Annotated in this window: 21 protein-coding genes; 11 read left to right on the top strand and 10 right to left on the bottom strand. The window is 73.4% G+C overall.

The window, feature by feature from the left end:
• Nucleotides 1–65: 65 nt before the first annotated feature.
• Together V5O40_RS22625 and V5O40_RS22620 are read right to left on the bottom strand one after the other, a co-directional pair.
• Entirely contained in the window at nucleotides 66–902 is an 837-nt protein-coding gene (locus V5O40_RS22625; RefSeq protein WP_332907329.1) for an undecaprenyl-diphosphate phosphatase, read from the bottom strand.
• The gene (locus V5O40_RS22620) at nucleotides 899–1,951 is read right to left on the bottom strand and encodes an LLM class F420-dependent oxidoreductase (protein WP_332907328.1); all 1,053 of its coding nucleotides are present in this window, start codon (nucleotides 1,949–1,951) and stop codon (nucleotides 899–901) included. The genes V5O40_RS22625 and V5O40_RS22620 overlap by 4 nt, the downstream gene beginning before the upstream one ends.
• Before the next feature lie 139 nt (nucleotides 1,952–2,090).
• Here V5O40_RS22620 and V5O40_RS22615 point away from each other — a divergent pair, with 139 nt between their 5' ends.
• Both V5O40_RS22615 and V5O40_RS22610 read left to right on the top strand, forming a co-directional pair.
• On the top strand, nucleotides 2,091–3,062 hold the full coding sequence (locus V5O40_RS22615; RefSeq protein ID WP_164447238.1) for an aldo/keto reductase: 972 nt from the start codon (nucleotides 2,091–2,093) through the stop codon (nucleotides 3,060–3,062).
• Nucleotides 3,063–3,117: 55 nt separating this feature from the next.
• Nucleotides 3,118–3,309, top strand: coding sequence for a DUF5703 family protein (locus tag V5O40_RS22610; RefSeq protein WP_053655860.1), 192 nt, complete (start codon nucleotides 3,118–3,120; stop codon nucleotides 3,307–3,309).
• Nucleotides 3,310–3,379: 70 nt separating this feature from the next.
• On the opposite strand, the gene V5O40_RS22605 is transcribed toward V5O40_RS22610, so the two are convergent.
• Both V5O40_RS22605 and V5O40_RS22600 read right to left on the bottom strand, forming a co-directional pair.
• Nucleotides 3,380–4,033: a hypothetical protein gene (locus V5O40_RS22605; protein WP_332907327.1), complete on the bottom strand. Its 654-nt coding sequence runs from the start codon at nucleotides 4,031–4,033 to the stop codon at nucleotides 3,380–3,382.
• 54 nt (nucleotides 4,034–4,087) lie between these two features.
• Entirely contained in the window at nucleotides 4,088–5,416 is a 1,329-nt protein-coding gene (locus V5O40_RS22600; RefSeq protein WP_332907326.1) for a M20/M25/M40 family metallo-hydrolase, read from the bottom strand.
• Nucleotides 5,417–5,530: 114 nt separating this feature from the next.
• Between V5O40_RS22600 and V5O40_RS22595 the strand changes: the two genes are divergently transcribed.
• The 3 genes from V5O40_RS22595 to V5O40_RS22585 all read left to right on the top strand — a co-directional run bounded on the left by V5O40_RS22595 (nucleotide 5,531) and on the right by V5O40_RS22585 (nucleotide 7,462).
• Nucleotides 5,531–6,130 carry a hemerythrin domain-containing protein gene (locus tag V5O40_RS22595; protein WP_332907325.1) on the top strand — a complete coding sequence of 200 codons (600 nt, stop codon included), beginning with the start codon at nucleotides 5,531–5,533 and terminating at the stop codon, nucleotides 6,128–6,130.
• A gap of 77 nt (nucleotides 6,131–6,207) precedes the next feature.
• Entirely contained in the window at nucleotides 6,208–7,206 is a 999-nt protein-coding gene (locus V5O40_RS22590; protein ID WP_281580919.1) for a LysR family transcriptional regulator, read from the top strand.
• Between the two features lie 19 nt (nucleotides 7,207–7,225).
• A complete protein-coding gene (locus V5O40_RS22585) occupies nucleotides 7,226–7,462 on the top strand; it encodes a hypothetical protein (RefSeq protein WP_332907324.1) in 237 nt (78 codons plus the stop codon).
• Between the two features lie 5 nt (nucleotides 7,463–7,467).
• On the opposite strand, the gene V5O40_RS22580 is transcribed toward V5O40_RS22585, so the two are convergent.
• The 4 genes from V5O40_RS22580 to V5O40_RS22565 form a co-directional block, all read right to left on the bottom strand.
• On the bottom strand, nucleotides 7,468–7,659 hold the full coding sequence (locus tag V5O40_RS22580; protein ID WP_332907323.1) for a hypothetical protein: 192 nt from the start codon (nucleotides 7,657–7,659) through the stop codon (nucleotides 7,468–7,470).
• Between the two features lie 128 nt (nucleotides 7,660–7,787).
• A complete protein-coding gene (locus V5O40_RS22575) occupies nucleotides 7,788–8,138 on the bottom strand; it encodes a DUF3140 domain-containing protein (protein ID WP_332907322.1) in 351 nt (116 codons plus the stop codon).
• On the bottom strand, nucleotides 8,138–8,302 hold the full coding sequence (locus V5O40_RS22570; protein WP_332907321.1) for a hypothetical protein: 165 nt from the start codon (nucleotides 8,300–8,302) through the stop codon (nucleotides 8,138–8,140). Before V5O40_RS22570 ends, V5O40_RS22575 begins: the two co-directional genes overlap by 1 nt.
• 14 nt (nucleotides 8,303–8,316) lie before the next feature.
• Nucleotides 8,317–10,863: an ATP-dependent Clp protease ATP-binding subunit gene (locus V5O40_RS22565; RefSeq protein ID WP_332907320.1), complete on the bottom strand. Its 2,547-nt coding sequence runs from the start codon at nucleotides 10,861–10,863 to the stop codon at nucleotides 8,317–8,319.
• 116 nt (nucleotides 10,864–10,979) lie between these two features.
• On the opposite strand from V5O40_RS22565, the gene V5O40_RS22560 reads away from it, so the two are divergent.
• From V5O40_RS22560 to V5O40_RS22540, 5 genes are all read left to right on the top strand, one after another.
• The gene (locus V5O40_RS22560) at nucleotides 10,980–11,369 is read left to right on the top strand and encodes a hypothetical protein (protein WP_332907319.1); all 390 of its coding nucleotides are present in this window, start codon (nucleotides 10,980–10,982) and stop codon (nucleotides 11,367–11,369) included.
• Between the two features lie 147 nt (nucleotides 11,370–11,516).
• The gene (locus V5O40_RS22555; protein WP_092379879.1) at nucleotides 11,517–11,777 is read left to right on the top strand and encodes a hypothetical protein; all 261 of its coding nucleotides are present in this window, start codon (nucleotides 11,517–11,519) and stop codon (nucleotides 11,775–11,777) included.
• An 8-nt stretch (nucleotides 11,778–11,785) separates the two neighbouring features.
• Nucleotides 11,786–12,850 carry a hypothetical protein gene (locus V5O40_RS22550; RefSeq protein ID WP_332907318.1) on the top strand — a complete coding sequence of 355 codons (1,065 nt, stop codon included), beginning with the start codon at nucleotides 11,786–11,788 and terminating at the stop codon, nucleotides 12,848–12,850.
• A complete protein-coding gene (locus V5O40_RS22545; RefSeq protein ID WP_332907317.1) occupies nucleotides 12,843–15,512 on the top strand; it encodes an FtsK/SpoIIIE domain-containing protein in 2,670 nt (889 codons plus the stop codon). The genes V5O40_RS22550 and V5O40_RS22545 overlap by 8 nt, the downstream gene beginning before the upstream one ends.
• A complete protein-coding gene (locus V5O40_RS22540; protein WP_332907316.1) occupies nucleotides 15,509–16,177 on the top strand; it encodes a hypothetical protein in 669 nt (222 codons plus the stop codon). Before V5O40_RS22545 ends, V5O40_RS22540 begins: the two co-directional genes overlap by 4 nt.
• Before the next feature lie 123 nt (nucleotides 16,178–16,300).
• Here V5O40_RS22540 and V5O40_RS22535 read toward each other — a convergent pair whose 3' ends face one another.
• Both V5O40_RS22535 and V5O40_RS22530 read right to left on the bottom strand, forming a co-directional pair.
• Nucleotides 16,301–17,614 (bottom strand): cupin domain-containing protein, encoded by a 1,314-nt coding sequence (locus V5O40_RS22535; protein WP_332907315.1) that lies wholly within the window; start codon nucleotides 17,612–17,614, stop codon nucleotides 16,301–16,303.
• Nucleotides 17,615–17,623: 9 nt separating this feature from the next.
• On the bottom strand, nucleotides 17,624–17,866 hold the full coding sequence (locus V5O40_RS22530) for a hypothetical protein (RefSeq protein ID WP_093402782.1): 243 nt from the start codon (nucleotides 17,864–17,866) through the stop codon (nucleotides 17,624–17,626).
• Between the two features lie 200 nt (nucleotides 17,867–18,066).
• Here V5O40_RS22530 and V5O40_RS22525 point away from each other — a divergent pair, with 200 nt between their 5' ends.
• Nucleotides 18,067–18,804: a PIG-L deacetylase family protein gene (locus V5O40_RS22525; protein ID WP_332907314.1), complete on the top strand. Its 738-nt coding sequence runs from the start codon at nucleotides 18,067–18,069 to the stop codon at nucleotides 18,802–18,804.
• The last annotated feature ends 5 nt before the right edge of the window (nucleotides 18,805–18,809 follow it).

The following is an 18,809-nucleotide window of genomic DNA, read 5'->3' as shown; positions in this document are numbered from 1 at the left end:
GCCCCACCGCAACCACCCAACGAGCCGGACACGATCAGCTCCCAGCCCCACCCGAGAACTCAGGCTCAGGTGGCGCTGATGGTTCCGGTCAGCAGCAGAGCCAGAACCAGCGTGCCGACCGCGACCCGGTAGAGCACGAAGATGTACAGGGTGTGGTGCGCGACGTAACGCAGCAGCCAGGCGATGGCCGCGTAGCCGACACCGAACGCGATGAGCGTGGCGACGATCATCTGCGCGACGGTGGGCACCGAGGTGCCGGGCGCCGCCGGTTCGAAGACGTCGCCCAGGCTGAAGATCCCGGACATCACCACCGCCGGGATGGCCAGCAGGAACGAGTAGCGGGCCGCGGTCTCCCGGGTCAGGCTCAGGAAGAGACCGAAGGTGAGCGTCGCGCCGGACCGGGAGACGCCCGGGATGAGCGCCAGGGCCTGGGCGAAGCCCATCACCACGCCGTCCCGCAGCCGGAAGTCGCGCAGGGTCCGGGTCTGCCGGCCCCAGTACTCGGCGAACGCGAGCACGAAGGCGAACACGATGAGGGTGGTGGCGACCACCCACAGGTTGCGGGCGGTCTCCCGGATCTGGTCCTTGAACAGGTAACCGAAGAAGCCGATCGGAATCGAACCGACGATCACGTACCAGCCCATGCGGTAGTCCAGGCTGGCACGGACGGACTTGTCCCAGATGCCGACCACCCAGGTCCGGCCGATGCGCCAGATGTCCTTGGCGAAGTAGAGCAGTACCGCCGCCTCGGTGCCCAGCTGGGTGACCGCGGTGAAGGACGCTCCGGCGTCCTGCTCGAAGAAGATCGCCGAGGTGATCCGCAGGTGACCGGACGAGCTGACCGGAAGGAACTCGGTCAGGCCCTGGACAATGCCCAGGACGATGGCTTCGATCCAGGTCACTCCCCGACTCCCGAGAGGTCCAGCGCCTCGGCTACGGTCCGCAGGGTCTGCACGCCGGTGTCACGGTCGGCGGCGAAGAGGGTCACCGACAGGGTGGTGACCCCCGCCTCGGCGTACTCCCGCATCCGATCGGCGATGCGCTCCTTCGGTCCGAGCAGCGAGGTCCGGTCGATGAACTCCATCGGCACGGCGGCCGCGGCGTCGCGCTGCCGCTTGGCCAGGTAGAGCTCCTGCACCTCGCGGGCGGCGTCACCGTAGCCCATCCGGGTGGCCAACTGGTTGTAGAAGTTCTGCTGGCGGCTGCCCATGCCACCGACGTACAGCGCCGCGTACCAGCGGACCAGTTCGGCGCAGGAGTCCAGGTCGTCGCCGACCACCACCGGCACGGAGGGCACCACGTCGAAGCCGGCCAGTTCCTTGCCGGCCCTGGCCCGACCGGCCCGCACCGCCGCCAGCTGCTCCTGGGCGAACTCGGGGGCGTAGAAGACCGCCAGCCAGCCGTCGGCGATCTCGCCGGCCAGTTCCAGGTTCTTCGGGCCCACCGCCGCCAGGTAGATCGGGATGTGCTCGCGCGGCGGGTGGAAGCCCAACCGCAGTGCCTTGCCGGGACCGTCGGGCAGCGGCAGCGTGTAGAACTCGCCGTCGTAGGCGACCTCCTTGCGGCCCACCGCCAGCTTCACGATGTCCACGTACTCGCGGGTGCGGGCCAGCGGCTTGCCGAACCGGACGCCGTGCCAGCCCTCGGAGACCTGCGGGCCGGACACCCCCAGGCCCAGCCGGAACCGCCCCCCGGAGAGCGCGTCGATCGTGGCGGCGGTCATCGCGGTCATCGCGGGCGTCCGGGCGGGGATCTGCATCACCGCGCTGCCGATGTCGATTCGCTCGGTCTGTCCGGCCATCCAGGCCAGCATGCTCGGCGAATCGGAGCCGTAGGCCTCGGCGGCCCACACCACCGAGTAGCCGAGCCGGTCCGCCTCCTGAGCCAGGGCCAGGTGGTCGGCCGGCGTGCTCCACGCTGTCTGGTATCCGAGGCTTAGCCCGAGTCGCACAGAGTCCTCCCCCATCCGCAGTCGCATCAGGTTACGCGGTGCGGGTGGCCGGGACGATCACCGGCTCACCCCGATCCGCGGGCAGACTCGACGGGAGCGAGGATATCCGTCCGGCCCTGGTTCGAAATAAGGTTCACCCATGCAGCAGCGACCGCTCGGCCGCAGCGGGCTGGCGGTTTCCCGGCTCGCGCTCGGCACCATGACCTGGGGCCGGGACACCGACGCCGACGACGCGGCCGCACAGTTGAAGAGTTACCTCGACGCCGGTGGCAACCTGATCGACACCGCCGACGTGTACGGCGACGGCGACGCCGAGTCGGTGATCGGCTCGCTGCTGGGCAGCCTGGTGCCGCGCGAGGAGTTGCTGATCGCGACGAAGGCGGGGCTTCGGCCGGGCGGGGCCCGACGCCGGGACGGCTCCCGTGGGCACCTGCTGCGTACGCTTGACGCCTCGCTGCGACGGCTCGGCACCGACCACGTCGACCTGTTCCAGGTGCACGGCTACGATCCGCAGACCCCGCTGGAGGAGACCCTCGCGGCGCTGGACCACGCGGTGGCCAGCGGCCGGGTGCGCTACGTCGGCGTGTCGAACTTCTCCGGCTGGCAGACCGCCCGGGCGGCGGCCTGGCAGGCGGCCTGGCCGGGGCGGGCGCCGGTGGTCGCCGCCCAGGTGGAGTACTCGCTGCTGGAGCGGGGGGTGGAGCGGGAGGTGCTGCCCGCCTGCGAGGCGCTCGGGTTGGGGGTGCTGCCCTGGTCGCCGCTCGGTCGAGGGGTGCTGACCGGCAAGTACCGGCACGGCCGACCGGCGGACTCCCGGGCGGTGTCGCCGCATTTCGAGCGGTTCGTCGCCACGTATCTGGAGCCGCGCTGCTCCAGCATCGTGGAGGCGGTGGCCACCGCCGCGAGCGGCCTCGGCGTCTCACCGCTGGAGGTGGCGCTGGCCTGGATCCGGGATCGGCCGGGCGTGACCGCGCCGATCCTCGGCGCGCGTACCTCGGGGCAGTTGCTCGGTGCGCTCCAGGTGGAACGGATGACCCTGCCCGACGAGATCACCACGGCGCTGGACGACGTCTCGGCGTTGGAGGTCGGCTATCCGGAGCGCGACGGTTGAGCATCACGCGCCGAAGGGTGGCGCTGCGGGGGTCCGGCTGGGCAGCATAGGCCACATGGACTACGAATACGCGCCGCTGCGGTTGCCGCCGAACGTCGACCGGTTGACCGCCGCGGCGCAGCTGGCGATCCAGGCTGAGTTCTCCGGCTGGGAACTGGCCCGGGTGCGGCTGTTCCGGGACGGTACGCGGCAGGTGGTGCTGCGTCGCCGGCGGGTCAACCAGCCGCAGCCGGGCCTGTCGTACTGACCGTCGACGGCGCGCCGGTAACCGGGCCGACCGTTGCGACCGGCCCGGTTACCGCTGGGCGCCTGAGCTGTCAGTGGACGTGGTCGTGCTCGTCGTCGAGTTCCAGGAAGGGGTGCTCGTCGAGGCGGCCGACCAGGCGGTCGTCGGCGCCCGGCTGGAACGGGCCCACCGGGTCGTCGTCGGCGAACGACTCCAGGTCGACCGGGGTGCCGACCTCGCTGACCATCACCACACCGTCGAGCGGCTCCAGTTCCGGCACGTCGAGCGCGCCCAGCGAACCGTCGCCGCTCTGCAGCAGCTCCAGCACCGCCTCGCCGACACCCTCCACCGGCGGCACCTCGTCGTCACCGGGTACGCCCTCCCGGCGGGCCGCCTCGGCGACCCGGATCAACGCGGAGACGCTCGGCACCCGGTAGTCACGGCGCTGGCGTACCGAGATCACCTGCGGGTGCGGGTCGGTCGACTCGACTCCCTCACCACCGCCGAAACGCTGATCGGCCTCGTCCGGGTCGATGGACTCGACGTCCCACGGGGTGACCTCGCCGAAGGCGTCCATGAGTTGCTCGTCGTAGGCGAACGACGCGTTGTTCAGCGCGACGTACGCCTGCCAGACGTCGTCGTCGTCGATCCGGCCCTGCGCGGCCCGGACGGCGGCCAGGTGGTGGCGGGCCGCTTCGATCACGCGCTCGAGGGCGGCGTCCAGCTCACCGTGCTGGTCGGTCATGTGAGGCGTCCCCTTCACGAAGAATCCAGGATGTCGCGTCCATCCGGACGCGGGTTAACAGGTGCGCAGGAACCGGTCGAGAACCCGCACGCCGAACTGTAGTCCGTCCACCGGCACCCGCTCGTCGATGCCGTGGAACAGCGCCGAGAAGTTCAGGTCGGCCGGCAACCGCAGCGGCGCGAACCCGAAACACCTGATGCCCAGCTGCGCGAAGGCCTTGGCGTCGGTGCCGCCGGAGAGCATGTACGGCACCGGCCGGGCACCCGGATCCTCGGCCCGCAGCGCGGCGGCCATGGCCGCGACCAGGTCGCCGTCGAAGGTGGTCTCCAGCGCCGGCTGCCGTTGGACGTACTCGATGGCGATGTCCGGGCCGACCAGCTCACGCAACTGCCGCTCCAGCAGCTCAGACTGGCCGGGCAGGCTGCGGCAGTCGATGGTGGCGCTGGCCCGGCCGGGGATGACGTTGTCCTTGTAGCCGGCGGCGAGCCGGGTCGGGTTCGCGGTGTTGCGGATGGTGGCGCCGATGATGTTCGCGATCGGGCCGAGCTTGGCGATGGCGGCCTCCGGGTCGTCCGGGTCCAGCTCGATGCCGAGGACCTCGGAGATCTCCGCCAGGAAGGCGCGCACGGTGTCGGTGACCACCACCGGGAAGCGGTGCCGGCCGATCCGGGCCACCGCCTCGGCCAGCGCGGTGACCGCGTTGTCGTCGTGCAGCATCGAGCCGTGCCCGGGCCGGCCCTTGGCGTGCAGCCGCAGCCAGTCGATGCCCTTCTGGGCAGTCTCGATCAGGTAGAGCCGCCGCGACGGGTCCACCGTGTAGGAGAAGCCACCGACCTCACCGATGCCCTCGGTGCAACCGTCGAAGAGGTCGCGGTGCCGGGTGGTCAGGAAGTGCGCGCCGTATTCGCTGCCCGCCTCCTCGTCGGCGGTGTACGCGAGCACGATGTCGCGGGGCGGACGCACCCCCGTACGCTGCCAGTGCCGCACCACCGCGAGGACCATCGCGTCGAAGTCCTTCATGTCGATGGCACCGCGACCCCACAGGTAGCCGTCGCGCAGCTCGCCCGAGAACGGGTGCACCGACCACTCGTCGGCGTCCGCCGGTACCACGTCCAGGTGCCCGTGCACGAGCAACGCGCCGCGGCTGGGATCGGTGCCGGGTATCCGGGCGACCACGTTGGCCCGGCCGGGCGCGGACTCGTGGACGACCGGGGTGATGCCGACCTCGGCGAGCTTCTCGGCGACGTACTCGGCCGCGCCGCGTTCGCCGACGCTCGTGTCGTTGTCGCCGGTGTTCGTGGTGTCGATGCGCAGCAGGTCCCGGCACAGCTCGACGACCTCGTCGGTCGGCGCGGGGAGGGCGGCGTGGGCGTCGCTCGTCATCGTGCCTTCATATCAGCCCAGGGTTTCGGTTCGGGCTACCGCGGGTACTGCCGCGCCTGCCCGATGCCCGTCGAAGCCCCCTAGTCGCTCCGCCCGCCCGCCCAGGAGGCGACCATGTCCGTCCACCTGCCGCCGCTGCCGCCCACCCCCGGGGAGGAGTACAAGCCCACCGGGCGCAGCATCGCCGACCTCGTCGCCGAGGAGCACCGGCAGCTGCTGGAGTTGACCCGGCGGCTGATCGAGCCCGGGCCGGATCCGGAGCACGGCCGCGACGTCCTGGTCGCCGCCCTGTCGCGGCATCTGTCCGGGGAGGAGCAGTACCTGCTGCCCGCGGTCCGCCACGCCGTGGCGGACGCGAACCCGCTTGTCGACGAGGTGTTGGCCGGCGACGTCGAGCTGCTGCGGACCCTGCAGGGGCTGACCGACGACGCCCTGCCCGAGGTGGCCGCGCGGGTCGAGGCGCACGCCCGGGCGGTCGACCCGTTGATGCGGCGGCTCTGCGCCGCCGCCACCGAGGAGGAGCTGATCCGGCTCGGCAACCGGCTCGAGATCGCCGAGGAGGCGGCACCGACCCGCCCGCATCCGGCGGTGCCGCACAGCCCGCCGTGGAACCGGATCGTCGAGCCGGCGGTCGGGGTGGTCGACAAGGTTCGGGACGTCCTCGCCGGCCGGCACACCCAGTTGGGTGAACTCACCGAGCCGCCACCTCGGTGAGAGACCCACGACACGTTCACGGTCGTTGATCCGTCCGGGCACTACCGCGAGCTGCGCCGTGGCCCTACCGTCACGCTATGAACCTGGAGTTGCGCCACCTGCGGGTGGTCTGCGCCATCGCGGAGACGGGGAGCGTGACCAAGGCGGCCTCGACGCTCGGCCTGGCCCAGCCGGCGCTGACCGCCCAGCTCCAGCGGATCGAACGTACCCTCGGCGGGCCGCTGTTCGAGCGGGACCGGCGCGGCGCGCGGCCCACCGCCCTCGGCGAGTTGGTCCTGGCCCGGGCCCGGGTGCTGCTGCCGGCGATGAAGGGCCTGCAGGACGAGGCGGCCCGGTTGGCCGGCGCGGGCGACGCACCCCGCCGGTACCGGTTCGGCGGGGTGAACAGCCCGATCCTGGGTCGGCTGGTGCACCGGCTGGCCGCCGAGCAGCCGCAGGCGCAGATCAGCACGCACGCCTCCTGGTCTGTCGACGAGCTGGCCCAGCTGGTCGCCGGTGGCCGGTTGGACTACGCGCTGACCGGGGTGTGCGGCGACTCGACACCGTCGGCGGACTACGGGTTGAGCTGGCGGGAGGTCGCCGTCGACCCGGTGATGGTGCTGCTGCCGGAGACCCATCCGCTGGCCGGGCGCGACGAGGTGGACCTGGCCGACCTGCGACACGAGCAGTGGGTGGCGGCGCCGGGGGACGGCTGCTTCGGCGACTGCTTCGCCGCCGCCTGCGCCCGCGCCGGGTTCACCCCCCGCAAGGTGTACGAGGCCGACGTGCGCAGCTGCATCGACCTGGTGGACGCCGGTGAGGCGGTGGCGCTGTGCCAGGCCACCTTCCGACCGGTCGCCGGTCTGGTGACCCGCCGGCTCGTCGACACGCCGCTGCGCTGGCGGCTGATGCTGGGCTGGCATCCGGAGTCCGCCGCCGCCCGCACCGCCGACCTGGTGCTGGAGACCGCCCTGGTCGCGTACACCGACGCCCTCGCGCCGCATCCGGCGTACCTGGCCTGGCTGCTGCGCAACCCGGCGTTCGGTGTCCGGCGACCCGCGCCGGTGGTGACGGCACACCGGGTGCGAACCGGCTGAGCGCGGGTAAGGGGCGGGTATGACCGACCTCTATCCCGCCGCCGGCGAGCGCGAAATGCTCCGTCGGGCCGCCGCCGCGCACACCGCCGCCGTCCGGGAGTGCGAAGCCTTCCTCCGCCGGTTGCCGGAGGTGCCGGACCCGGCCGACCTTGCCGAGTACGCCAACCTGCTCACCCGCGAGGAGCAGACCCGCGCCGACCGGCAGGCCGCCGCCGACGCCGCCGGGCTGGCCATCGCCAGCCTCGAAGCCGAGTGAGCCCGTCAGTCTCTGTCACGCTTGCGGCGGGTGAGCGAGTAGGCGGTCGCGCCGGCAAGCAGGCCGGCCACCGCGCCGAGCAGCGCGGTGCCGACGGCCGAGTCGATCGCCTCGTAGTCGCTCGCGGACCAGCCCCAGAGCCAGCCGGCGGCCGCGCCCGCGACCAGCCCGATCAACGGCCAGCCCGCTGATCCCATGGGTTCACGCCCGCCGCCGGTCGGCGCGACGTCGGCTGCCGGTCAACAGCAGGAAGGCCACGCCGACGAGCATAATCGCTCCGATCACAGTGGCGAGCCCCAGGCCGCGCCGGGGACCACCGTGACGGTCAGCGTTCGACGAGCACGTCGTGACCCAGGTCGAGCAGGCTGTGTCGCCATTCGTCGTCGGCGTTGCCCCGGCCCGGCTTGGCGGCGGTCAGCGAGCGGATCCGCTCGACCGCGTCCCGCATCACGTCGATGTCCTCCGGGGTCAGGTCGACCTTGCGTTTGCGCAGCACGGCGAGGATCTGCCGGCCCGGCTCCGGCAGGTTCAGGTCCGGGTCGGGGCCGAACGCGGCCTCACCGGAGCCGCGGGTCAACAGCCACTGTCGAAGTTGCTCGGACGGCACGTTGACCTCGGCGTGGAAGTCCTCCCAGAGCACTTCCACCTCCGGGTCGAGTCGCTGTTCGCGTACCATCAGCCCTCCTCTGCCGGCGGCGACCCGGACTCCTCCAGGTGCCCCTCGTCGGTCTGCCCGCCCAGCCCCTCCGGCGGCACCTGCACCCGGGCGGGGTTGGCCGTCGGCGGTGCCAGGATCGCCTCGGTCCGCTCGTCCTCGCGGGCCTCGTCCGGTTCGGTCATCGGTGCCCTTCCGGTCAGCGGGGATGCGAGGTCGTCGCCCTGGCCTGTCCCCGACCGGCGGCCACGTCGAAGGCCAGCCGGTCGTCCCGGGCGTCGACGGTGACCCGCTGTCCGGGTGAGATCTGTTGTTCCAGCAGCATCCGGGACAGGTGGTTGTCGACCTCCCGCTGGATCACCCGGCGCAGCGGCCGGGCACCGAACTCCGGCTGGTAGCCGTGCTCGGCGAGCCAGTCGATGCCGGCGGTGGTGAAGTCCACCTCGATGTCCTGGGCGTGCAGCCGGCGACGGGTCTCCTCCAGCAGCAGCTCGGTGATCTGGCGCAGCTGCTCGGCCTCCAGCCGACGGAAGATGATCACCTCGTCGATGCGGTTGAGGAACTCGGGGCGGAAGTTCTCCTGCAACCGGCGCATCAGCCGCTCCCGCAGCTCGTCGCTCTCCTGCCCGGGCTCGCCGGCACCGAAGCCGACCGCGCGCTGGGTGCCGGTGATCAGCTCGGAGCCCAGGTTGCTCGTCATGATCAGTACGGTGTTCTTGAAGTTGACGGTGCGGCCCTGGCTGTCGGTCAGCCGCCCGTCGTCGAGCACCTGCAACAGCACGTTGAACACGTCCGGGTGGGCCTTCTCGATCTCGTCGAGCAGCACCACCGCGTACGGACGCCGACGGACCGCCTCGGTGAGCTGGCCGGCCTCCTCGTACCCGACGTAGCCGGGCGGCGCGCCGACCAGTCGGCTGACCGTGTGCCGTTCCTGGAACTCGCTCATGTCCACCCGGACCATCCGGTCCGCCTCACCGAACAACGCCTCGGCCAACGCCCGCGCCAGTTCGGTCTTGCCGACGCCGGTGGGGCCGAGGAACAGGAAGCTGCCCATCGGCCGGTTCGGGTCGGCCAGGCCGGTACGCGAGCGCCGGACCGCCTCGGCCACCGCGGTGACCGCGTCGTCCTGCCCGACGACCTTCTCGTGCAGCTGGCCCTCCAGCCGCAGCAGCCGGTCCCGTTCCTCCTCGGTGAGCTGGCTGGCCGGGATGCCGGTGGCCCGGGACACCACCTCGGCGATCTCCTCCGGCCCCACCTCCGGCACCTGGCTGCCGCCGCCGTCGTCGCCCCGGGCCCGGTTCACCTGGCTCTCCAGCTCGGCGACCCGGTCGCGCAGCGCGGAGGCGCGTTCGTACTGTTCGTCGGCGACCGCCTGCTCCTTGTCCCGCCGTACCTCCTCAAGCTGCTGCTCCAGGTCCCGCACGTCGGCGTCCGGGGTACGGGTACGCAGCCGGACCCGGGCGCCGGCCTGGTCTATCAGGTCGATCGCCTTGTCCGGCAGGAAGCGGTCGGTGAGGTAGCGGTCGGACAGCTCGGCGGCGGTCACCAACGCCTCGTCGGTGAACCGCACCTGGTGGTGTGCCTCATAGCGGTCCCGCAGCCCACGCAGGATGGCCACGGTGTCCTCGACGGTGGGCTCGGGCACGAAGACCGGCTGGAAGCGCCGGGCCAGCGCGGCGTCCTTCTCGATGCTGCGCCGGTACTCGTCCAGGGTCGTCGCGCCGATCACCCGTAGTTCGCCGCGCGCCAGCGCCGGCTTGAGCATGTTGGAGGCGTCCATGCCGCCCTCGCTGCCCGCGCCGCCCGCCCCGACCAGGGTGTGGATCTCGTCCAGGAAGATGATCAGCTCCTCCCGGTGGGCCCGGATCTCGTCGATCACCTTCTTCAGCCGTTCCTCGAAGTCGCCCCGGTACCGGGTGCCGGCGACCAGGCCGGCCAGGTCGAGCTGGATCACCCGCTTGCCGAGCAGCGTCTGCGGCACGTCACCGTCGCAGATCCGTTCCGCCAGACCCTCCACGATCGCGGTCTTGCCGACGCCGGCCTCACCGATGAGCACCGGGTTGTTCTTGGTACGCCGGGACAGGATCTCCACCGCCTGCTCGATCTCGTCGGCGCGCCCGATCACCGGGTCGATCTGGTCGTTGCGGGCCAGGTCGGTGAGGTCCTGGCCGTACTGGTCGAGCGTCGGCGTGCCCCGGTCCGGCCGTGGACCGTTCGCCGGTCCCCGTTCGGCGTTGGCGGCCTGCAACGACTCCGGCTGGATCCGTCCGGCGGCGAGCATCCGGCCGGCGGGCGACTCCGGATTCAACGGCAGGGCCATCAGGATGTGCTCGGGCCCGATGTAGTTGGCGCCCATCGCCCGGGACAACTGGTGCGCGTCGAGCAGCGCCCGCTTGGCCGCCGGAGTCAGCGACAGGTTCGGCGGCACCTCGCCGTGCGGGGCGCCGTCACCGCGGCCACCCAGGGCGTTGACCAGGGTGTCCGGGTCCGCGCCCGCCCGCCGGACCAGGTCACGCAGCGGCTCCCGCTGCAACGCCGCCCAGAGCAGGTGGTCGGTGTCCAGGTCGTTGCTCTGCTTCTGCGCGGCCCGACGCGCCGCGTCGGCGAGCATCTCCCGCGCGTCCGCGGTCATCAGTCGGGTGATGTCGACCCGGTGCGCCGGGCGTCGCCCGCCCTCGCCCCGACCGAAGTACCGCGCCAGGAACTCGTCCCACGGGTCGGAGCCGAAGTCACCGGGTCCAATCATGTCTGTCCTCCGCGGTCGGGCGCGAGACGGTCGGCACGGGCTACCCCGGCACCGGCCGGACAAACGCCACGAAGGGCCAACCAGCCGATGCCGCCACCGGATGGCAGGCTGGGCGGATGGAACCGACACCGCTGCTGATCGTGGACGCGGCGAACGTGGTGGGCTCGCGCCCCAACGGCTGGTGGCGCGACCGGGCCGGCGCCACCGCCCGACTACGCGACACGCTGGTCCCGTTGGGGGGCCGGGGACTGCCGCCGGACCTGCCGCCACCGGTCGAGGTGGTGCTGGTGGTGGAGGGCGCGGCCCGGGACGTGCCCGGCGTCGAGGGAGTACGGGTGGTCTCCGCCGCCGGGTCCGGCGACGACGCCGTGGTCGATCTGGTGGCCCGGGCAGGGCAGCGCCGACGGGTGGTCGTGACGGCCGACCGCGAGCTGCGGGAGCGGGTCACCGGGCACGGCGCCGAGGTACGCGGGCCACGGTGGCTGACCGGTGGTGGCGGTGGGTGAGCGCCCGCCCACCGGTCCCACGAATCGGACCAGGGGCGTCTGTGGTCGACAACCGGTCAGCGGGGCAGGAACACTGACAGGGCACGTGCTTCGTCCCCTACCGGCATAGGCTCTAATGGAGTCCTCCCCGCCCCCAGGAGGTTCCGCGTGGCGAGCGTCGCCGAGCTCAAGGCAGCCATCGATGTCGCACTTCAGCAGATCGGTGACGGCCAGAGTGCCGTGCAGGCCGCCGGCGAGAAGCTGGCCGAGGCGCAGCAGACCCTCGCCGGGGCGCTGGAGGGCAGCGGTCACACCACGGTCGAGGCGGCGCAGGCGTCGCTGACCCAGGCCAGCCAGGAGCTGGAGGAGTGCCTCGCCGCGACACTCGTCGCGGTCGAGCAGGCCCAGCAGTACGTCTCGACGCTGTAGGGGCGGGCGTGTCCATCGTCGAGGAGGTCGGCGCGCAGGTCCGCGCCGCCGCCGAGGAGTTGCCGCTGGGCCTGCTCGGGCAGGCGCTGGAGAAGTTCGGGCTGGCCAGTGAGCGGCTGCGCTGGGTGCGTCAGGAGTCGGCGAACCCGATGGGGGTGCCGGAGCTGTCCGCCGCCACCGAGCACGCGGAGACCGCCGGCTACGCGTTGCGGCTGGCCCAGGAGCAGCTGACCGCGTACCTGGCCGCGATCGGGCTGGCCCCCGACGGCGCGCCACCGGCCCCGGGGCAGCCCGAACGGCGACCGGTACACGACGCGCCCGGGGCGGCCGAACCGGTGCTCGCCGCACCGGAGCCGGCCGGCGAGGTGCGGCTGCGTCGCTGGTGGTCGGTGCGGGTGGCCGAGCTGACCGGCGGTCGGGAGGGCTCGGCGGAGCAACCCGACGAACGCATCGCCGACTCCCGGGAGCTGCTGAACCGGGTGGTACGCGGTGTCCGGGCCGGTGACCGCGACCGGCTGCACCGCGACCTGCGCGGGGCGCACGCCGACGTCGGGCTGGGGCTGGCTGCCGTGGCCCCGCCGCTGCTGCGCGACCTCGCCAGCGAGCTGCTCGGTCATCCCCCGCGCGGCGACGACCTCGCCCGGCTGCACCGCGAGCTGGACGGTCGGGTCCGCGACCTGCTGCCCGGCCTGCCGGCCCCGGTGCTGGACACCCTGCTCAGCCGGGTCTGCCGGATGCCTCCGCCACGCCGGGGCGAGGGCGAGCAACCGCACGCCGCCGACCCGGCGGTGACCGCCGGCGTGCTCACCGGCGTCCTGCTCGACCGCCTCGGCCGCGACCTGCCGGCCGAGGGCACCGGCGGCGCGGGTGGCGCCCGTCCCGACAACGGCGGGGCGCCCGGCCCGGCCGGACGGGTCGGCGAGCCGGGTCGCGGCAGGCGGCCGGAGCCCGCCCGGTCATCCCGGCCGACCGGTTCCGGGGACGGCCGGGACGGACCGTGGTCAGGGGCACCGTCACGGCCCACCTCCAGCCACGGGTCCGGCGGCCGGCCGAGGCGCGGGATCGATGGCTGACCGGCGCAACCAGCTGGTCACCCGCGTCCGGGAACTGCTCGCCGAGGCACTCGGCGCGTCCCGGGAACGGTCGGCCACGGCACAGGTCACGCTCACCGCCGCCCGGGAGCGGGCGGTGCGGGTCCGGCGGGCCGCCGCCGGCGTGCCGGAGCGCGTCGGCGCCGAACGCGACCGCCGCCTGGCCGAGATCGACTCCCGGCACGGGGCACGGTTGGCGGTGCTGGCCCGGGAGGCGGCCGAGGCCGCCGCCCGGGAGGCCCCCGGCGCGGGTTCGGCGGACTGGCCGCACTGGCGTCCCACCCCGGCCGGTCGGGCCGAGCCGCCGGGAGCGACCCGGATCGGCACCGTCCAACTGGCCGGCACCGAACCGGTGCCGGCGCTGGTGCCACTGCTCGACGCCGGGCACGTACGGCTGGACGGGGACGCCGACGGCTGTGCGGCCGTGGTCGCCGCGCTGCTGCTGCGCAGCCTGGGCCGGGCGGCACCGGGCAGTGTCCGGCTGGTCGGCTACGACCCGGACCGGCTCGGTGGCGGACTGGCCGGATTCGCCCCGCTGGGTCCGGCCGGGTTGCTCACCTTCGTCGGTCCGGGTGGTCTGGGCCGGCTCCTGGACGACCTGGTGGAACAGATCCGCCGGATCAACGAGACCGTCCTGGCCGGCGAGCACGCGTCGCTGCGCGACCTGGCCGCCGCGACGGGACGACGCCCGGAGCCGTGGCGGGTCGCGGTGCTGCTCGGTGGGGACGAACTGTCCCGGCACGAGCGCGGCCAACTCGACCGGGTGGTACGTGCCGGGGTGGCCTGCGGCGTACACCTGATCGTGCGGGGTGTGCCGGTGCCCGACGGCCCGGCGGTCACCCGGGTGACGGTGACCGCCGACGGCGCCCGGATCGACAGCCTGGCGGTGCGGCTCGACCCGCCCCCGCCGGCCGCCCTGGTCACCGAGACCTGCCGCAACATCGCCACCGTGGTCAGTGCCGGCCCGGCGCCCACCCCGTTCACCGACCTGCTGCCGCCGGCCGACCAGATGTGGCGGGAGGACTCGGCGGGCGGGCTGACCGCGCCGATCGGTGAGGGACCGCAGGGCCGCCCGGTGCTGCTCACCCTCGGCGACTACCCGCCGCACGCGTTGATCGGCGGGCCCTCGGGCACCGGCAAGACCAACCTGATCTTCGCCTGGATCGGGGCCCTCGCGGCCCGCTACTCCCCCACCGAGCTGGAGTTCTACCTGCTCGACTTCAAGGAGGGGGTGTCCTTCGCCCGGTTCGCCAAGGGCCGGCGGGACCCGAGCTGGCTGCCGCACATGCGGCTGGTCGGCATCAACGTCAACACCGACCGGGAGTTCGGCCTGGCGCTGCTGCGCTTCCTCGCCGAGGAGTTGCGTCGGCGGGCGGACGCGGCCAAGAAGCACGAGGTCACCAAGCTGGCGGAGCTGCGCGCGGTGGACCCGACCGGGCACTGGCCCCGCATCGTCGCGGTGGTCGACGAGTTCCAGATGCTGCTGGCCGGCCGGGACGCGGTCGCCCGGGAGGCGGCCGACCTGCTGGAGGACCTGGCCCGTCGCGGTCGTTCCCAGGGCATCCACCTGGTGCTGGCCTCGCAGGACGTACGCGGCATCGAGGCGTTGTGGGGTCGCCCCGCGCTGGTGGCCCAGTTCACCCTGCGCATCGCGCTGCCGAAGGCGCTGCGCATCCTCGCCGAACGCAACGACGCCGCCCAGTCGCTGCCGAAGTTCCACGCGGTGGTGAACGCCGAGTCGGGTCTGACCGAGGGCAACCAGGTGGCCCGGATCCCGTCGGCCAGCGACTGGGAGACGTGGAGCGACCTGCAGCACCGGCTGTGGCGGATGCGTCCGGCCGACGCTTCGCCCGCGCGTCTCTTCGACGGCGACGCCGTGCCCCGGCTGGCCGACGCGCCGGACTTCCGGGCGCTGCGGGCGCCGGAGGTCGGTACCCCCCGAGGTCCGGTCGCGCTGCTCGGCGAGATCATCGACGTGCAGGCCCGCTCGGCGGTGCTGCGCCTGCCCCGGGCACCGGGCCGCAACCTGGCCGTCCTGGGTACCCGGGTCGACGAGGCGTGCGCGGTGCTGGACGCCGCGGCCCGGTCGCTGGCCCGGCAACACCGCCCCGGCAGTGCCCGCTTCTCGATCGCCTGCCTGGACCCGGACGCCGACCCCGCGGCCCGGGCCCTCTACGAGGATCTCGCCGACGACGCCGCCTGGTACGACGAGGAGACCGTGGCCGAACTGATGGCCGAGACCGCCGAGGCGCTGGGCGCGCCCGGTGCCACCGGCGCACCGCACTATCTGCTGCTGTTCGCCGTCGACGCGGCGGCCGGGACGCTGGCCGCGCGCAGCGGACGGGCCACCGGGCTGGAGAACCTGCGCCGGATCCTGCACGACGGCCCCGAGCGGCGTACCCACGTGCTGGCCTGGTGGCGCGGGGTGGCCCGGATGCGCGCCGACCTGGGTGGCACCGGCGCGCGTACCGATCAGATCGGCGCCTGGGTGGCACTCGACACCCACGGCGGTGAGCTGGGCCCGTCGTTGTACCCGGGCAGTGGTGGCCCGGACTGGTATCCCCGCCCGTGGCGTGGGCTGTTCTTCGACCGGGCGGTGCACCGGACCGGGCAGACCATCATCCCCTACGGACCGGCCCGATGAACGAACCGGTCACCAGTCAGACGTACGCGGCCCAGTTGCGCCGGCTCGCCGAGCTGACCGCCCGGGTGCGGGAGCAGCGCGAAGAGGCGCGGACGTGGTACGAGCAGCAGTGCGCGGCGGCGGACCGGGCGGTGACCGAGTCCGCCGACGAGGTGAGCCGCGCCGAGCGGGAGCTGGCGGCCGCACGCGAGGCGCAGGAGCGGGTGGACGCCGAGGTGGCGGTGCTGTGGCAGGAGCTGAACGCCCGGCTCGGCGGCGGTGGCCGACGGGCCGGGGCGCCTCCGGCACCCGCGCCGGAGGCCACCGGCGACCCGGTCGTCCTGCTCGACGGGGTGCGCGATCTGCTGCGCCGTACCCGTCAGCCCGGTGAGCTGCCGGGCAACGTCAACCCGTTGCTGGCGCTGTGCGGCGTCGGCGGCGCGCTGCTGGCGTACGCGCTGGGTGCCGTCGCCCGCGCCCTGGGTACCCGCAACGAGGGTGACCTGGCCGTCGGGCTGCCGGTGCTGGCCCTGGTGGTGACGCTGCTCGGTCCGGTGCTGGGCCTGATCCCGGCGCGCCTGATCGCCGACCGCCGCCACGCCGTGCTCAGCCCCCGCCCCGTCCTCATCGTCGTCATCGCCGGCCTCACCACCACCCTTTTCCTCCTGACCCTCCCCCTCCCATAACCCCACCCCCACCCCGCCCCCACCTCGTCGATCTTGCACTTTTGGCCGGGGCAAAACGCGTCATGCCGGACAAATCTGCGACCGAAAGTGCAAGATCGACGCGAGTGTGGGGGTGGGGGTGGGTCAGGCGGGGGTGAGGGTGGCTTCGCGGAGGAGGCGGCGGGTGAGGGTGAGGCGGTCGGCGTCGGTGTCCAGGCCGGGGAGGTCGCCGACGCGGATCGGCGGGCCGGCGAGCAGGGCGCGGACGGCGGGCCCACACTGCGCGGGCAGGGTGACCGTACGGTCGAACAGGCGCAGCGCCAGCCGGTCGCCCTCGGTGACCAGCTGCCAGCGCAGGCCCGCCCGGGCGGTGACCCGACTGTCGGCGGTCAGGGCGGTGATCGCGGCGGCCTGGGCCAGCGGCCGGATCGGTGCCGGGCGCGACGCCGGCCAGGCTCGCTGCCGCAGCCGGGCGGCCACGTCGGCCGGGTCGGCCCGCAGCAGCCACTCCCGCAGCGCCTCGACCGTCTCGGTCAGCTCCGGTTCGATGGCGTCCGGGTCGGCCACGTCGGTGCCGAACGGCAGGGTCGCCCGCAGTCGCTGGTCCTCGGCGGCCAGCGTGAGCAACTCCTCGACCAGCGCGTACCGGGTCAGCGCTCGGACGCCGACGGTCAGGTGCAGCGAACTGGACTCCTGCGCCTGGGCGCTGTGCAGCCATCCCCGGGGCAGGTAGAGCGCGTCGCCCGGCTCCAGGACCACGTCCAGCGCCGCCGCACCCTGTGCGGTCGCGGCGACCTCGTCGGCCCGGCCGCCCCACGGCTGCCGCTCCAGCGGGTCGGGCAGCACCGGCGGGTGTATCCGCCAGTGTTTACGACCGTCGACCTGGAGCACGAAGACGTCGTGGGTGTCGTAGTGGGTGGCGAAACCTTGACTGTCCGGTGGGGTCAGGTAGGCGTTGACCTGCAACGGCTGCCGCACCGCCAGGCTCAGGTCCCGGGTGAAGTCGATCAACGCGGGCCAGGTGCGGTGCAGGCCCTGCAGGACCAGCGTGGCGCCGTCGGCGTACAGCTGGAGAATCTTCTCGTCGAGGACCTGGTCGTCGATCTCGGCGCCGGCGCCGCCGCCGCCGGTGTACCGCGCCGCCGGCAGCACCTGGCCGTCCTTGGCCACCCGCAGGAACGGGGTACGCAGACCCCGCCGGCTGAGTAGTTCGTCGGCGTCGGCCGGGCTGAGCAGGTCGGTGAAGCCGTCCGCATTGGGCAGTTCGGCAGCGCGGGACAGCAGCGGGGTGCGCCCCCAGTGGGCGGCGGCGAACTTGGCCGACTCCACGCTGACGCAGCGGGCCAACGCGGCCGCGGCCGAGGTCCGCTCGGCCGGCTCGCCAAGGTCGGACGAAACGGCGGCCGGAGACGGAGCCGCCGGGCGGCCGTGGCCGCCCGGCGGGTCGAGATGCGTCATGGCGATCCGTTACCGGGCCGCGCCGTCGGCGCCGCCGTCCTGCTGACCCGGGGTCGCACCGCCGTCGGCCGGACCTTCGGCGCTACCGTCCGCGCCGCCGTCGTGCTGGCCCGGAGTGGCACCGCCGTCGGCCGGACCTTCGGCACTACCGTCCGCGCCGCCGTCGTGCTGGCCCGGAGTGGCACCGCCGTCGGCCGGGCCTTCCGCCCCGCCGCCGCTGGTCGTCTGCATGTCGTCGTCGTTGAGTGGCATCGTGCTCCCTCGGATTGACCCGCCCCCGCCGCCATTGGTCGGGTGCGTCCTGCCGCGGGTGGTACCCCGCTCCCGATCTTCTCTAACCCCACCTCCTCCCACCGTAATCGTGCGAACCATCCGGCATGACCGGTTCGCCGTCGCAGGCGGACCGGCGGCTCGGGTGGCAGGATTGGTCGAACACTGCGACGGAGGTGCCGATGACCGAACCACTGGAGCCGGTGACCGAGGACTGGCAGCGCGCCCTGGCGATCGTGGCCCACCCGGACGATCTGGAGTTCGGTGCCGCCGCCGCCGTCGCCCGCTGGACCGGGCAGGGCAAACACGTCGTCTACTGCCTGGTCACCAGCGGCGAGGCGGGCATCGACGGAATGCCGCCGCCGCGTGCTCGGGAGGTACGCGAGCAGGAGCAGCGGGAGTCGGCGGCCCTGGTGGGCGTGGACACGGTCGAGTTCCTGGGGCTGCCCGACGGGGTGCTGGAGTACGGCGTGCCGCTGCGCCGGGAACTGGCCGCCGTGGTCCGTCGGCACCGCCCGGAGATCGTCATCACCAACAACTTCCGGGCCACCTGGGACGGGGCGGACGTGCTCAACCAGGCCGACCACATCGCGGTGGGCCGGGCCACCCTGGACGCGGTCCGCGACGCCGGCAACCGTTGGATCTTCCCGGAGCAACTGGTCGACGGCCTCGAACCGTGGGGTCGGGTACGACAGGTGTGGGCGGCCTCGTCGCCGCGTTCCGGGCACGGTGTGGACACCACCGACACGTTCGACCGGGGGGTCGCATCGCTGCTGGCCCACGAGGCGTACCTGACCGGGCTGGGCGACGGGAGTTTCGACGCCGAGGAGTTCCTCGAAGGCGGCGCGCGGCCGGTCGGTGCCCGGCTGGGCGTGCGCTACGGCACCTCGTTCGAGGTGTTCCACTTCGACCTCTGGTAGGGCCG

It is taken from the genome of Micromonospora palythoicola, assembly GCF_036689795.1.
GTDB classification, from domain to species: domain Bacteria; phylum Actinomycetota; class Actinomycetes; order Mycobacteriales; family Micromonosporaceae; genus Micromonospora; species Micromonospora palythoicola.
This window is presented reverse-complemented; position numbering and strand designations above follow the sequence as displayed.